This window comes from Mesorhizobium escarrei, from assembly GCF_935825525.1.
Lineage (GTDB): Bacteria > Pseudomonadota > Alphaproteobacteria > Rhizobiales > Rhizobiaceae > Mesorhizobium > Mesorhizobium escarrei.
In genome coordinates this window covers 161,306-175,785 of record NZ_CAKXZT010000131.1, presented here as the reverse complement: position 1 = coordinate 175,785, position 14,480 = coordinate 161,306, and the positions used below count along the sequence as shown (strand labels likewise).

11 protein-coding genes and 4 pseudogenes are annotated in these 14,480 nt (G+C 60.7%); 7 read left to right on the top strand and 8 right to left on the bottom strand.

The genetic code is table 11. The features are described 5' to 3' along the window. A pseudogene (locus NMG80_RS18590) lies at window positions 1-583 on the top strand (hypothetical protein); the annotation flags it as partial. Between the two features lie 909 nt (window positions 584-1,492). Here NMG80_RS18590 and NMG80_RS18585 read toward each other — a convergent pair. Continuing rightward, window positions 1,493-2,191, bottom strand: a complete 699-nt coding sequence (locus tag NMG80_RS18585) for a hypothetical protein (protein ID WP_254019432.1) — start codon at window positions 2,189-2,191, stop codon at window positions 1,493-1,495. A gap of 446 nt (window positions 2,192-2,637) precedes the next feature. Between NMG80_RS18585 and terL the strand changes: the two genes are divergently transcribed. Both terL and NMG80_RS18575 read left to right on the top strand, forming a co-directional pair. After that, complete coding sequence (gene terL, locus NMG80_RS18580) at window positions 2,638-3,867, top strand: phage terminase large subunit (RefSeq protein WP_254019431.1); 1,230 nt, start codon at window positions 2,638-2,640, stop codon at window positions 3,865-3,867. 133 nt (window positions 3,868-4,000) lie between these two features. Further along, window positions 4,001-4,553, top strand: a pseudogene (locus NMG80_RS18575) (ATP-binding protein); the annotation flags it as partial. A 537-nt stretch (window positions 4,554-5,090) separates the two neighbouring features. On the opposite strand, the gene NMG80_RS18570 reads toward NMG80_RS18575, so the two are convergent. From NMG80_RS18570 to NMG80_RS18560, 3 genes are read right to left on the bottom strand one after another with little or no spacing between them, the layout of a single operon-like run. Continuing rightward, complete coding sequence (locus NMG80_RS18570) at window positions 5,091-5,426, bottom strand: hypothetical protein (protein ID WP_254019430.1); 336 nt, start codon at window positions 5,424-5,426, stop codon at window positions 5,091-5,093. Window positions 5,427-5,442: 16 nt separating this feature from the next. Further along, complete coding sequence (locus NMG80_RS18565) at window positions 5,443-6,861, bottom strand: terminase large subunit domain-containing protein (protein WP_254019429.1); 1,419 nt, start codon at window positions 6,859-6,861, stop codon at window positions 5,443-5,445. Between the two features lie 5 nt (window positions 6,862-6,866). After that, window positions 6,867-7,364, bottom strand: coding sequence for a terminase small subunit (locus NMG80_RS18560; protein WP_254019444.1), 498 nt, complete (start codon window positions 7,362-7,364; stop codon window positions 6,867-6,869). Window positions 7,365-7,641: 277 nt separating this feature from the next. Between NMG80_RS18560 and NMG80_RS18555 the strand changes: the two genes are divergently transcribed. From NMG80_RS18555 to NMG80_RS18545, 3 genes are all read left to right on the top strand, one after another. After that, on the top strand, window positions 7,642-7,920 hold the full coding sequence (locus NMG80_RS18555) for a hypothetical protein (protein WP_254019428.1): 279 nt from the start codon (window positions 7,642-7,644) through the stop codon (window positions 7,918-7,920). A 100-nt stretch (window positions 7,921-8,020) separates the two neighbouring features. Next, a complete protein-coding gene (locus tag NMG80_RS18550) occupies window positions 8,021-10,156 on the top strand; it encodes a tetratricopeptide repeat protein (RefSeq protein WP_254019427.1) in 2,136 nt (711 codons plus the stop codon). Window positions 10,157-10,566: 410 nt separating this feature from the next. Beyond that, on the top strand, window positions 10,567-12,129 hold the full coding sequence (locus NMG80_RS18545; protein WP_254019426.1) for a toll/interleukin-1 receptor domain-containing protein: 1,563 nt from the start codon (window positions 10,567-10,569) through the stop codon (window positions 12,127-12,129). Window positions 12,130-12,443: 314 nt separating this feature from the next. Here NMG80_RS18545 and NMG80_RS18540 read toward each other — a convergent pair whose 3' ends face one another. The 4 genes and pseudogenes from NMG80_RS18540 to NMG80_RS18535 form a co-directional block, all read right to left on the bottom strand. Beyond that, window positions 12,444-12,932: a WD40 repeat domain-containing protein gene (locus NMG80_RS18540; protein WP_254019425.1), complete on the bottom strand. Its 489-nt coding sequence runs from the start codon at window positions 12,930-12,932 to the stop codon at window positions 12,444-12,446. 3 nt (window positions 12,933-12,935) lie between these two features. Next, window positions 12,936-13,028: pseudogene (locus NMG80_RS37365) on the bottom strand (hypothetical protein); the annotation flags it as partial. Between the two features lie 31 nt (window positions 13,029-13,059). Beyond that, window positions 13,060-13,233: pseudogene (locus tag NMG80_RS37360) on the bottom strand (WD40 repeat domain-containing protein); the annotation flags it as partial. Then, a complete protein-coding gene (locus NMG80_RS18535; protein ID WP_254019424.1) occupies window positions 13,157-13,672 on the bottom strand; it encodes a WD40 repeat domain-containing protein in 516 nt (171 codons plus the stop codon). The gene NMG80_RS18535 and the pseudogene NMG80_RS37360, both read right to left, overlap by 77 nt. On the opposite strand from NMG80_RS18535, the gene NMG80_RS18530 reads away from it, so the two are divergent. Beyond that, entirely contained in the window at window positions 13,631-14,386 is a 756-nt protein-coding gene (locus tag NMG80_RS18530) for a WD40 repeat domain-containing protein (protein WP_254019423.1), read from the top strand. The genes NMG80_RS18535 and NMG80_RS18530 overlap by 42 nt on opposite strands. Window positions 14,387-14,480: the final 94 nt, after the last annotated feature.

Genomic DNA, 14,480 nt, shown 5'->3' with positions numbered 1-14,480 from the left:
CCTCGTCGTCGCTGTCGGCCACCGCGTTGACGAGCCCGGCCGTTCTGTTCCGCGCTTTCCGGCCGACAAGGAACAGCAAGCCCGTGAGCTGATCCGGCGCGCTCTAGAAGAGCTGAAAGCAACCGGTTCAACGCTCCGAGTCCTTGCCTCCGCGGCACCGGGTACGGACATTATTGTTCACGAGGTTTGCAAGGAACTTGGTTTCGAAAGCATCGTCTGTCTGCCAATGCCGCCAGCTGAGTTTGCGGGAAAAGTTTTCGGCGGCCTCGACGGTTGGCGGAGGCGGTTCTTCGACCTCGTGCAAGGACGGCAGCCACTCTGTCTGAGTGATCAGGAGGGCTTGCCGCGATGGCTGCAGGCCTCCGGCTTCGATCAGTGGGAACGCGGCAATCGTTGGGTGCTCGAGATGGCGCAGACGGGCAGCGCCCGCACAACTACACTCCTCGCACTCTGGGACGGCAAGGACACAGGGGATGCGCGGGGTGGAACGTCGGACATGATACAGATCGCCCAAAAGACAGGTGTTTTTGACGTGCGAGTGATCGACGCCACTCAATTGCTGACGGCCGCCGCCCGGGTGTGAGTGCGGCTTCGACGCCGGTAAGCGGCGCCTGACTGCATTGGTCACTTCAAATCCTTGCGTTCTGGCTATGCAGTTGTCAGGGGTAGTGTCACATACCCTTGTGCGCATTGAAATGAGGCCTGCACTATTGGCGGTAACCTTCCAGTCCGCGATGTATAAGCGTTGTTCGCCGCGGCGGAGGCCGCTGGCCGGGTCGGCACGGCCAGGAAGACCAAGCCGGTCGATGCGCGTCCTGCTCGCATCGGAGAGATTGTTGTCACTCATATCGCCGACGAAGGCAGAGAGATGCAGGGAAACCTGCTGAGGCGGGAGACTCGTGCCGCGCTATGGGACGAAGTCGCGGCTGCCAGGGCGGCCTCTGATTTCGGGAAAGAAAAAGCCGTCTTGAAACGATCGACGAAAAGCAGATGTGCGGCCCGAGCAGGAGGAGCGCGCTTCGCGACCGCGAGTCGTGCGCGAACTTGCCTTTGTCACCTACAAGCTCGGCGACAAGCAGGCGCCCCACGATCCGATGGCCGCCGCCTCGGCTTATGAATCGAGTTGCTCCGCACGCTCGATCCCGAGCAGACAACCGATCGAGAGACCCCGGGCCTTTGGAGCGGCGTGCACAAGAGGCGTGCCGACCTGCCGGGACGAACGAAGCAGCAGCGCCTCGACGATCTCGAAGCCGCCACTACACGGCGGAGCCGGCTTCCTCGTTCGGCATGACTACTATACCGGGATCAACCTCGGCTGTTTTTTCGATTGCCGGGCCAGCATGACCTCCGGCGCCGTGAAGATCGCAGATCACATCTTCGCTGATCGCGTTCGCAGGCGCGTGATCAAGGCCGCTGATAGGCGATCAAACTTATCTCCGAGAGGCCCGTCGGCCCTGATGGCAAATCAAAGTGCCAGCACGAGAGAGGAGCTCTATTGGGCACACGCGCCCCGCGCTGAAGCCCTGATCGCGCTGGGCGATCCAGAGGGGAAGGCAGCGCTGAAAGCTGCCGATGCCCTGGGAGCGGCAGCATGGATGATCAAAACCACCCACAAACAGATCGAGAAGCTGACGGCATTCCCAGCGCAAGGAATCCCGGCGTGCCTGAGCGGGCAATCACGATTTTCTCGTAGACGCTCTCGGAAGTCGCCGATGAACGACGGGCGCTCTCCAGCCTCGTCGCGGAGATGAACGGCGTCGTCAAGTTTGTGGCGCCAGAACGCAATATCAGCATGAAACTCATTCACTATGAAATCAATTCCTACCCGGATGCCGGAGCACCTCAGGGGTAATACCGGCAAATCCCCGTCGAGTACGACATTCATTTTGGTGTGATGTGGAAGCGCTGCGGCACGCCGACCAAGAACGCCGACGGCGGCACCGTGCATGAATTTGACCGTGCATGCGCCGCGACTTCTATCGACTCCAGAAAGCTGGACGGCGAAGCACGAGCGCTCCTTGATGATTACGTCAAGCAGTTCCAAATCGGCGAACCGATACCTGTCTCCCGCCACAACGATCTGTCGAAGCCGCCACACCGACAGGAAGACGCCGTCCTGCCGGAATGAATTGGTGTGCCCCATGTTGTAGCCAAAAGGAGTCACTGCAGAGAACCTTGCCCAGCCGAACATCGCAAAGGTATCAGCGGAACTCCACAATCGGCCGACACCGCTCCACTGGCCCCGGACGTTACAGCCGCCAAGGAGAGTGCGCCTGACAAACTTCTTTCGGAAGTGGCTTCCGGAGAGCCCCCGTGAGCTGAGAAGTCGACACCCTCGGCCTCGGGGACCTCGCCGCCGGCGACTGCTTGGCCCGAACCCTGCAGGCGCTCAGATGGAAAATAATGACTCCAAACAACCAGTAGCTGCAACCCGCGAGCTCCTATCCGCTTTGCTTCGGTCCAATCTTGCGAGCTTCATCCAAATGGTGTTCCAGACCCTGAATCCAGGAACCGCCTACCTGGGAAACTGGCACATTCAGGCCATCGCCTGGCACCTTCAGCAGGTCTTGGACGGGCGCATTCTCCGCCTTGTCATCACAATGCCCCCTAGAAGCCTGAAATCCATCTCGGCGTCCGTTGCGTTTCCTGCCTTCGTGTCACGGCCGCGATCCCGCCAAGGAAATCATTTCGGTCACATACGCGCAGGAACTGTCGATCAAGCACCAAAACGACTATCGACAGGTAGTGTCATCTGATTGGTATCGCGACCTTTTTCCGGGCACGCGAATTGATCGACGAAAGGACTCGGAGAGCGAAGTTGGGCTTACCGGTCATGGTTCCAGGTTAGCCACCTCGATTGGTGGCACACTTACCGGCAGGGGTGCCGACATCATCATCATCGATGACCCCCTGAAAGCGATTGATGCCTATTCGGAAAGCAAACGTCAGGCAGTCAATGACTGGTATCGCTCAACGCTGGCCTCCCGCCTCAATAACAAACGTACCGGCGCAATTGTCATTGTTACCCAGCGCGTTCATGTTCACGATCTCGTCGGCCATGTCTTGGAAACAGCCGGGGAGGAGTGGGTCGTTCTCAATCTGCCCGCCATCGCGGTCGAAGAGGAACAGATCCCGATTGCGAGAGAGCGTATCTATCGTCGACCAGCGAACGAGGTTCTTCATCCTGCTCGCGAGCCGCTTGAGGTTCTCGATCGCTTGCGAAGGGACCTTGGTTCTGATGCGTTCGAGGCACAATATCAACAAAGCCCGGCACCTCCCGGCGGCGCCATGTTCAAACGCAGGTGGCTCAAAAGGTATGCCAATGCGCCGTCCCCAAACGATGAGGACGTGATAATCCAGAGCTGGGACACAGCTTCCAAAATTGGGCCTGCCAATGACTGGTCGGTCTGCACCACCTGGTTGATCAGGGGCGGATGGTACTACTTGGTTGATCTGTTCCGGGAACGTCTCGATTATCCTCAACTTAAAGCCGCGGCTTTCGGTCTGGGGCATACTCATAGTCCAAGGATCGTTCTGATCGAAGACGCAGGTGTTGGTACCGGGCTGATCGCAGAGCTACAAGGTATGGGCATCAATGTGTCCTCCGTTCCCGCGATCGCATCAAAGCAAGCGAGGGCCGCAATCCAATCTGGCAAGTTTGAAGGAGGGCGTGTTTGGTTCCCCGAACGAGCCGCATGGCTTTCAGACCTCGAAAACGAACTCTTTTCGTTTCCGGGCTCGTGCCACGACGATCAGGTCGATTCGATCGTCCAGGCACTTGCCTACGAGGTCGAGGATAATGAAACTGTCGTTCGGTTATTGAAATGGGGTCCGCAGGGGCAACAACAATGGACGACTATCAAATGACTCTGACTAGATCATTTGCCAGTGTGGCCTTCGGTGATGTGCTGAAAAAGCACGAAACGCGGAACATCGCTGAGAACGGCGGCCAGGATCGCCACCATTTGCCAATCGCCGTCATGGGCCGGCTTCAGTTTGCGCCTTTGACGAGGTCATGGCGACCGGTATCAAGCGCCAGCAAGAGCCGCTGAGGATCGTCGGCGACCTTCTCTCGGCCGAGATCACTGAGAAGCAGGCGCGCTCCATCAAATACCAACTCACCGTCGCCATCGAGGAGTTCGACTTCGACGGCACGCCGGTCAACGAGCCACTCATACGTAATTTCGCCAACGGAACGTTTGTTGCCGACCGGCGCAATGCCGTCCTCATTCGCGGCACCGGAACCGGCAAGTCGCATCTGGCCATCGCCATTGCCCTGGCCTTGATCCGTAACCCGCAACGGCTCACGTGGCCGATTCTTCAATGTTCATCGATCCGCCAATCGGCTCAAGACCGAGCACTGCGGCGGCAAGCAGGGGGGTATCACCGATTGCCTCACGCGGCTCGACTTCGTCGTGCTCGATGAACTCGGCTGTCTCCCGTTCGCACAAACCGGCGGACAATTGCACCTCCACCTGATCGGCAGGCTCCACGAACGGACCTCGATCATCGTCACCACCAACCTGGCGTTCGGAGAATGGCCAGCCGTCTGGCGCCGGGCTGTTGCAGATGTGTCAGGAGAGCGAGACGTCTCAATCTGATGAGCGTTGGGAGAGTCTGTCCCAGGATCTAGCCTGCCAACGAGTCGCCTTGCCCATCGTCCCCACGGGAACGAGATGCCCGCTATTGGGCTGGAATCGGGCGTCGTCATATTCGACCAGTGCCGTCGCCGGCATACGCTCCCGCTCGGCCTACAGCATCGCACGCAGCGCCGCGCGATACTCGTTCGCCTTCATGGCACCGAGCATATCCTTCGTAATGATGGGGTCAAGTGTTCGAGTCACCTAAGCGGCACCAGAATTTCTTTCATAATCTCAATGATATATAGGGCATCTGCCTCCGCCTAAATCACGAAGCGCGCACCACTGGTCGGCACGGGGTCGGCACGGTAGACAAGTCGGTGTCATCGTCAGCGACTGTTCCGTCGAATCGGCAGCCGGATCGCCTTGGAACGTTTCCAGCCATGCTTCGAGGCCGGTCGGACCGGACCGGCGTCGCGCATTCGGCAGCGGGGTCACGAACCTTTGCGGTCAGTGCAGCAGTGTCGCCAGCCGGTACCTGAGAGCCTCCAAGGCGTCATCGGCACGCTCGGCGGCGAGGTGATCGCCTCGCGCGATGGCGTCGAGACGATGCCCCGCCATCAGGTCGAATGTGGCACGTAGGCGATCACAGATTTCGTCAAGATCGACGGCACCGGCGGCAACCTGATCGACCCACCGCGCCGCGACGTGTGGATAAGACTCGATCTGGTCATCGAGGATTGCGAGCCGCTTGAAATAATCGAGGAAGGCTTCCTGGTCACCGGCAGTCCGCGCAGCGTCCAGGCCTTGCTGTGCCTGCTGCCTGCGACGGATAAGTTCAGCCATCGATGCCCTCATCGCTTCAATCCCGCAGCTCTGAAAACCTGAACGCGTTCGCGACAAGGTATGGCGAGCGGGAGGTCTCGTCCTCGAAGGGTTCGTGCACACGGTAGGGTCGTGAAAGGCAGGCATAGCGAATAGAATCTCCGCAATGGTCGTCACCATCGGTCGCGACATCTTCATTGTTGTGCTGATCGTGTTGGAGAAGTGGCAGGGTCCGGACGATGTCCCGACACGTCTCGAAGAAGTAGATAAGGGGCCGGCCATCTCCATCGCCCTTGAGCCGGGCGCGTAATTGGTCCCATCCGCCTTTGCGCCGGTCATGCGAGATGGCCGATGTTCTAGTGTTCTCGGCCCGCCGGAACGCCGCGCCATGCCGCATCAGGGTTTCGGCGATGCTGGGTCCGCTCTGGACGGCGAAGGCGCTTGGGTCCAGCACGCCATAAGAAACGTGCTCCCGCCTGCCGTCCCGATCCGTCTCGCGAGCGACGATCCCGGCGGCGACTTCCTCGGCGGTGAGCTTAAGTCCGACATTCGGCGCGGATGCTCCGTACCATTCTCTGTAAACGACGAGCCCACCACGCGGGATAGTGCGACCGTCATGTTCGACGTCGTCCTGAACGACCGCGAGCCAATGCACAGCGAAGGGCGAGGCCGACCCCCAATCCATCGACCTGAATTTCGTCCAGTGCGCCGGCACCGAAAACGGCGGGATGACGTGCCGCGCCGTCGAGAACTCGCTGAAGAAGGCGCCTTCAGTTACGTTCCAGTCGCCTTCGAGCCAAGCGCGAACCCGCTGCGGGCTTCCGGTGGACTTCAGGCGGTCGATGTAGCGCGGATCGGCCTGGAGCAGGGCCGGGTTATCCTGAACGCGCGCTGGGATGAATACCCAACTCAAACCGTCCTTCCACGTGACGTTATAGGGGCCGAGGTCGACAAACTTCGACTTGACCTCGTGATGCGACGGCCCGCCCGGATTGCAGGTGAATTTCGCTTGCGGCCGGATGCCCTTCGCCGATCTCAGCGTCGCAAGGAGACGTAGCACCGGATCGAGCGTTGTCAACTGCGTCAACTCGTCGAAATAGAGCCGTGTCAGGCTCCAGCCCTGGTAGTTGGCCGCATCGGCTTCACGTTCGAGGTAGCCGCAGTATAGTTTCGCCCCGCTCGTGAATTTGAAGAAGTTCCCCTTCTCCGAATATCGCGCACTTCCCGCAAACATGTGCCCGGCGGTGTCGATGAAGTCCTTCAGGTCTTCGCGGGTCTTGCGCAGGATGAGGCCCCGTGCATCTTCGCCATGCCGTTCCGCATGCAGCCAGAAGTCCAGCGCGATGGCCCACGACTTGCCGCCGCCGCGAGCGCCGCCATAGCAGACGACATCGGCGGTGCACTGGATGAAGGCTGCCTGCGGTCCCGGTTGCGGTTTGACGATCTGGATATTCATTCCGGTCAGTGTTCGTGCTCAATCAGTTTGCCGTTGCCGCTTTCCGCGAGGTCGGGAACGCCGCCGCCATACTTCGCCTGCCAATCCTTAAGGCTCATCTCGATCGGGGCGTTTTCATCGGCGGATGGTTTTCGCAAGGTATGTTCGACCTGCACCTGCTGCCGGTCGACCATGAACCCGAAGAGCTTTGCCTTCATGGTCGTGGCCTGAACCGCCGCACCAATCTGCTCAAGCCGAATCGCATGCGCTCGGTTTTCATCGAACTCCCGGGCAAGGCTGTCGATGGTCACCTCGTGCCGTCTTGCCTGTTCGGCACGGAGTTCGGCGAGCCGTGCGGCGACCTGAACCTTTCTTAATGTTCTCGAAGCGAGCACCTCTGCGGAATTATCGCTGCCCGCCGCGAAGCCAGCATCCCTGTAGGCTCTTGATGCTGGCATGCCTTCGGCAACCTTCCTGACGAGGTTTTCCTGTCGCTGGGTCAACGGTCTTTGCTGCTTTGCCATAGCCGTGGAGAATACAACAAATCGGCGGTCGCGCGGGCAATAAGAAGCTTCCGGTTGCACCACAGGTGCAGCGGACCGAGATATCCGAGGGGTCGGAGCTGACGCCGCCGCCTCCGCTGGAGGCGCCACCCCCGTCGGTATACGTATTGACGACAACGTCCTTGCAGCCATCAGGGTGGAACTCGTCGCGGGCACCGCTCGGTCCTCGTAATCGCAGCCGATCAAGCTTCAGAATGCGCCTTGCGAACAACTAGGCCGGCAAAAAATGTTGTGGTTCATGCCGCTAATCCTAGGCCTCGGACAGCTCGATCTCAGGCGTGCGCATGACGCCGTTTCGCCGTTCTCAGGCGCTGACCCGCAGCCTATCGCGTGGCGGCTGCTGTTCGGCGAGATAACGGCCTTCGAGGTGATGCCCGGACCTCGGGCGATGAAATTCACCGCGGCCGCCGCTGCGCATGACGATCTGGTGCTGGCACTGTCGCTGGCGGTGTTCGGCACCCGGCTCAGCCAGGTTTCACGTAAGACACAATTGCGATCGTCTGGGAATCCCGGTTAAAGACTCTCCATTCCCTTGCGGCCAATGAGTTCTTGCGGATGCAACACATCACTGAGCGCGTATAGGCCGACGGCGTCAAAGCCTGACAGGAGAGAGCGCCATGCGAATTCGCCCACGTTGCTTCGTCGTAATGCCGTACGGAAAGAAGCCTGTGCGTAGGGATCTCGAGGTAGACTTCGATGCAGTTTACGAACGGCTGCTTGTTCCGGCGTTGCGTCAAGCCGGCTGCACGTGGTTTCGGTCTAGCGAAGAGACCACAAGCGCAGACATCCGCACCGGAATGTTTTACGAGCTAGCTACATCTGATTTTGTTCTCTCAGATATTTCTATCTTAAACGCTAACGTCTTCTATGAGCTCGGTGTCCGCCACGGCTTGTCGGGTCGGGGATCGATCCTTGTCCACGGCGGATGGGCCGATCATCCGATCGACATCGCGGTCGACAAGAGCTTTCGGTACAGCGGGAAGCTTTTCGCCGTAAAGCGACCCAAACCGGAGGTTCAGCGGGAGGTTGAGCCGGACTGGCTCGAGATTAGAGAGGAGATTGAACGGGAGATTCAGCGCCTTGCCGCCCTTATTGCGGGGGCCGTGCATTCTGACCCCCGGCATGTCAGCAGCCCTGTTTACAAGGAGCTTCGTGGCCTCTTACCGCCTGACACCTCCCGAATTGACATTGCGCGCGTCGGGTACGCAAACAGGTGGTACGGTGATTGGATCGAGAAGGTCAGCACGGCACAGAGGAAGGGAGCCGCATCCGACATCATGACCCTTGCGGGCGACGCCGCGAACAGTCTGCAGGCGGCGCAGGTCCTCTACACGGCTGCATGGGCGCTGATCGGCCTACAGCGCTTCGAGTTCGCTGAGGAACTACTTCGGGCTGCTGTACAAGCAGATCCGATGCACGTTGAGGCGCAGTGTCAGCTCGGACTGGTGCTGAACCGGCGAGGGCGCGCGAACGAGGCAGCTGAGTACCTGAATCGAGTCAAGAACACCCACCATGAAAGTATGAACTGGCTCGGCGCGCTAGGTCGTGTGAACAAAGATCTGTGGTGCGATTCCTGGAAAGACTTCACCAACGTGGACGAACGTCTAAAGGCTTGCTTAAAGAACCAGGGTCGCGCGTACGCAGCACTTGATTTGTACCAGGAGCGCTTGAACAGAAACCGAGCGTCCCACTATGCTGCCATAAACGTCTGTGCCATCGCTACATGGCTTCAGAACGCAGCGCTCAAATGCGATGGCCATCTCAATCGCGACCTTGAAAACCTCCTGAAAGAATCGAAAGAGATCGTTCGAAACGCAGGGGAGAGTGACTTGAACGATCCAGACGACAGGGGATATTGGGCATGCACTTCCTTGGCCGAACTGGCCCTGTGCGAGGGCCGCCTGGACGAAGCGGTAAGAGAATACGAGCGGGCCGCTCACTGGCCGGGTAGAGGAAAGTTCGATATCCAATCCATGCTCTCGCACTTGAGGATTTACCACGAGCTGGGTCTGCACACTGAGACAACATCGGGTCTAATGCGTGTCCTGGACGAAGTCTCGGACAGGATGTTTGCCAATGAGACCTTTGAGAAGGTCGTCGTCTGTCTCGGCCATATGACGGACGACCCCGAGAATCCAGGTTTCTGCGACGGGCAAGATCGAGTTTTCTTCGACAGGGAAGATCTTTCCGTCGAGCAACAACTCGAGCCCCTCGAGCAGGCCATTAAGGAGAAGCTCAGGGAATGGGATATGAACGGAGAGGGCCATCTGGCGATATGTCGAGGCGTGCGGGGAGCTGAAATTATCTTCGCTGAGGCGTGCGTTAGCCAGGGCATGAAAGTCCGCCTGCTGATTCCGCTCCCGGAGGATGAATTCATTGAGAAGTGCGTTCATGTCCCAGGTACTGAGTGGCAAACCCGCTACACTAGATTGATTTCAAGTCAACCGAATGTCGAGGTGAAGTTCCAAGACTTCGAGCTGGGCGCCGCGCCGCCGACTTCTTCCGCGATGCAGCGAGGCGTACTCTGGTGTCTAAATACTGCTCGCGTCGCCGCCAACAACCCGAGCGCTTTGCATCTGCTGTTCGTGCGCCCTGATCGCAGTGCGATCTCACCGTCTAGCTTTCGCGCGGCTCTCGATGAGATGCTTCGCCTTCCGGCCATTCGAACGGACCTCGATCTTCGCGGCCTGCTTTTTGACGCTAGAGAGCAAGGCACGAGATCGCCGCGCACATCGCCACAATCCGCGAAATGACCCCCGTGAACCAAAAGAGAATGTTCGACCGACTGGCCGCCGAAGGACGAGCTCAAGGGCTATGTGGCCGAACCAGTGCGACGGCGGGGATTGATCTGCTGGCGATCCGCACGTCCGATTATTCCGGTGAACTCGCTATTTCGGGTTGACTCTCGATGGACTCGCGCGCGCCTTGGGGAAGCCTTGCCCTTGGCGACGAGCTCGACACTGATTGGCTTTCTTGTCGTATCGGCATATCGTTCATTGCCAACTTTACTGCACTGTGTCGCGGGAGGGTCGCCACGACAGCCAATATCTAGGCGCGCGAGATGGAGGCAACCGCTATCGGCCGACGAGCGCATCCTGGACTACGCCTCGCGCTCTGGGACCGTTCTTGCGGAGGATGCCGGGCGCTGATGGAGTGACGCATTTTGTCCGAGATCTTCATTTCCTGGTCGAACACTCGCAGCAGATTGTTCGCCGACGCTCTGCGTCAGCTGATGACGTCCGTGATTCACGATCCGGACTGGACTCCACCTCCCCCGCTGGGACCCGGGAGTCATGTGGTCTCCATGTCCGCGGACCTGCCGAAAGGAGGCAGCTGGTTTTCCCATCTCGCAGGTCTGCTTGAGAACGCGCGGGCAGGCATCATCTGTGTCACGCCTGAGAACTATGCGTCGCCATGGCTGCTGTTCGAGGCTGGCGCATTGATCCGGTGCGACAGGGAGGTCGCGCTATTTCCGGTGCTGTTCGATCTTCCGGCCACGTCGCTCGATGGTCCGCTCGCCCTGGTGCAGGGCACCGTCATCGAGCGCGATGCTCATGCGATCAAGCGAGAGGTGCTCGACCTGCTGAATCAGGTAGTTGCTCACGTGAACACGTTCCCGGACGCGCCGAACCGGCTCATGGTCGACCAGCCGGCTGTGAATGCACCGGCTCCTCCGGACGCGGCGAACCGGCTCATGGTCGACCAGCCGGCGGCTGTGAATGCACCGGCTTCTCTGCCTGTCGTCGATCCGGAGGCGGTCGCCGATCCATGGAAGACCTTTGCCACGACCGTGCTGCAGCTGGAACTACCGTCCACGGTCTCGATCTTCGATCGCTTCCCCCAGCTGTTCGAACGCAAGACTTTTCAGGAACCGTTCCACGATTGTGCCGACCAGCGATGGCTGGATCGTTATGCCGGCGCTTGTATCGCTCGCGACGCAATGGAGAAACAACGGAGCCGCATAGCGACGGCGCTACCGCCAGGCGCTCAACTGGCGTACGACCGTCTCAGTGCCGCGGTGGATAGCTATGCGATGGCGATCGCCGGTCAGTTGCTTGAGGAGCACAGGTTCGGAACCGATCATCAAGGGCGTCTCAACGATGTCGACGGCCGCCTCGCCGTGTGCGAACGGCGGCGCGAAGCCATAAGAGCCGCGTATATGCGCCTTCGCGATCCTGTTCCTCCGGTGTTCGACGATGCGCGGATCTATGAGGAGCTGACGGACCTGGAAGAGCGCAAAATCCGGCTGATTCATCCGCTCGAGCAGCAGCTGGACAGCCAGATCGCGGCGGTTGGGCAGTTCAGCACGCCGGAATGGCGGCTGAAGCACGCGGCAACCAGCCCCTGGCTGTACGACCGGCTGGTGTTCTTCATCCACGCGGCCAAGGCGAAAGACCTGCCGTTTCCTTCGTTCGAAGATCTGCTCGAGGGCCTGGAGCGGGAACTGAGCTTGCTCGAGGCGCGCGACACACCGGCGACGGTGGTCTGCCTCTATTACGCGCTAGAAGCGATTGAGGTACGCGCCGCCAGCACCGACGACCGACCTCGAGTCCTCGATCTGCTTTCCCGGATCGAAGCGAGGATCGTGGATTGGAACCGGTCTGTTGATGTCCAGGCTCCGAAAGAGCGGGTCGACGCCAATGGGAAGATCAGGAGGCTGGCGGGCCGGCTGCGCACCGCATTGACGACCGCTGATCTAGCTGCGAACGTCGCGCCGACCGGCTGATGCCGCACCTGTCGGCCAAGTACGCGATCAAAGTCGAGATGCAGCCTGCGCGCCCTCGCTGAGCACCTGCTGAGGGCGTCGGTGCCGGTCCTCGGCGATGGTGCCCTCGATGATGCCCTTCTTCACGGCGGCGAGCACGACTGCTTCACACGGGCGCCAAGCCCCTCTATTTTGACATCATCGAACCCTCAACCGCGCCGCTAAGGACGGAGGAAATCTGGATGCCGCCTGCGGCCCGGCGGAGCGGACACGGTTGCCGAGCCAGGCGGTCATGCTCCATATTGCGGCGGCTTCGGAGGAGGCGATGAATATCCTTAAATCAGGTCAACCTGGTGGAAGCCAGTGCGACTCGTGTCGCATCCTCGCAAGTCTTGCCGTCCGCCTTGGCATCCGCCAAAGTCCGACCGACGCCATGGAATAGCAAGAAATCTGGTAGGTCCGTTCGGCAGGACGTCGACGAATGCCTCGATCATCACACCGGCGAGCAAGGTTCCAACCGCTTCGGCGGCGTCAGCATCGACCGTGACCAGAATTTCGTCATGGATGGTCAGCACCGGAAGCGTCTTGTACGAACTCGCGGTGAGCAGCTTGCCATCCGGGCTGAACGCCAGCCCGTAGACCTGTTCGTCGTGCGTGACCCGGGTGAGCTCGCGGCCGCCGTCCACTACCATGACGCGCGCCGTTTTGTCGTCGCTCGCGGTGGCAAGCAGCTTGCCATCCGGGCTGAACGCCACCGCACTGACCGCATCGCCGTGGGTGAGGCGGACGAGCTCCCGGCCGCCGTCCACCACCACGACCCGCACCGTTCCATCCCGGCTTCCAGTCGCTAGCTGCTTGCAGTCTGGGCTGAACACCATCGCCAAGACCCCTTTGTCGTGGCTGACGCGGGGCGACCTCACGGCCAACCGCCACCGTCACGATCCGCGCCGCCGCGTCCCGGCTACCAGTAGCTAGCAGCTTGCCATCCGGGCTGAACGCAACCGCAAAGACCGCAGCATCGTGCGTGACCCGGGCGACCTCGCGGCCATCAGCCGCCGCCACTATCCGCGCCGTCTTGTCCCCGCCCGCGGTGGCCAGCAGTTTGCCATCCGGGCTGAACGCCAGCCCGTAGACCGCACCGTCGTGGCTGACGCGGGCAACCTCGTGGCCTTTCGTTTTTGTCGTCACTCGCGGTGGCAAGCAGCTTGCCATCCGGGCTGAACGCCACCGCCACGACCGTAGCATCCTGCGTGACCCGGGCGACCTCGCGGCCGTCTTCCACCACCACAATCCGCGCCGTCTTGTCCCAGCTCGCGGTGGCCAGCAGGTTGCCGTCCGGGCTGAACGCCACCGCCGCGACCGCATCGGCGTGGGTGACACGGGCGAGGATAGTTACCAAGGGAACGCGCTGCATGGCGTTCCAGGCATCACTGGCTTTCCCCAGGCGCCAACCAGTGGCAGCGAGGGCGGCAATTATGGGCGAGGTGTCCTGAGTAACCGGCTGTGCCAGACGGTACGGGTCGTGGTGGTGGACGGCGGCCAGGACCTTGCCCGCATCGGTCACGATGATACGGTCAATACGGTGGCGTTCAGCCCGGATGGTAAGTTGCTGGCCAGCCCCAGTAACGACAAGACGGCGCGGGTAGTGGCGGTGGCCGATGGCCGCGAGGTCGCCCGGGTCACGCACGATGCTGCGGTCTTTGCAGTTGCGTTCAGCCCGGACGGCAAGCTGCTAGCTACTGGTAGCCTGGACAACACGGCGCGGATCGTGGCGGTGGTCGATGGCCGCAAGGTCGTCCGGGTCGCCCACGCCGATGCGGTCGTGGCGGTGGCGTTCAGCCCGGACGGCAAGCTGCTAGCTACTGGTAGCCGGGACAAGACGGCGCGGATCGTGGCGGTGGTCGATGGTCGCGAGCTCGCCCGCATCAGTCACGATGATACGGTCAACGCGGTGGCGTTCAGCCCGGATGGTAAGCTGCTGGCCAGCGCCAGCAACGACAAGACGGTGCGACTCGTGGCGGTGTCGGATGGCCGCGAGGTCGTCCGCGTCACCCACGATGATAAGGTCGCGGATGTGGCGTTCAGCTGGGATGGCAAACTGCTTGCTACCGCGGGCTGGTACAATACGGCCCACCTCTGGAGCACAAACTTCGATGACATGCTCCACCAACTCTGCACTGGGCCGGGCCGCAATCTGTCATTCAGCGAGGGGCGCAACTACCTCGGCGATCTGTCCTGGCAGCCCACTTGCGAAGGCTGGACCACCCCACCGGGGTAAACACAGCCTCAGCCTGGAAGCGGTAAGCTCCTCGCCACCGCGAGCTTCGACAACACGGCGCGGATCGTGGCGGTGGAAGGCGGCCGCTCGCCGA

Excerpts from the sequence above, each read along its gene's own strand:
- NMG80_RS18560 (WP_254019444.1), bottom strand. The coding sequence starts at position 7,364 with ATGGCAAAGCAGCAAAGACCGTTGACCCAGCGACAGGAAAACCTCGTC.
- NMG80_RS18565 (WP_254019429.1), bottom strand. The coding sequence starts at position 6,861 with ATGAATATCCAGATCGTCAAACCGCAACCGGGACCGCAGGCAGCCTTC.
- NMG80_RS18550 (WP_254019427.1), top strand. The coding sequence starts at position 8,021 with ATGCGAATTCGCCCACGTTGCTTCGTCGTAATGCCGTACGGAAAGAAG.
- NMG80_RS18555 (WP_254019428.1), top strand. The coding sequence starts at position 7,642 with ATGCCGCTAATCCTAGGCCTCGGACAGCTCGATCTCAGGCGTGCGCAT.
- NMG80_RS18570 (WP_254019430.1), bottom strand. The coding sequence starts at position 5,426 with ATGGCTGAACTTATCCGTCGCAGGCAGCAGGCACAGCAAGGCCTGGAC.
- NMG80_RS18585 (WP_254019432.1), bottom strand. The coding sequence starts at position 2,191 with ATGTTCGGCTGGGCAAGGTTCTCTGCAGTGACTCCTTTTGGCTACAAC.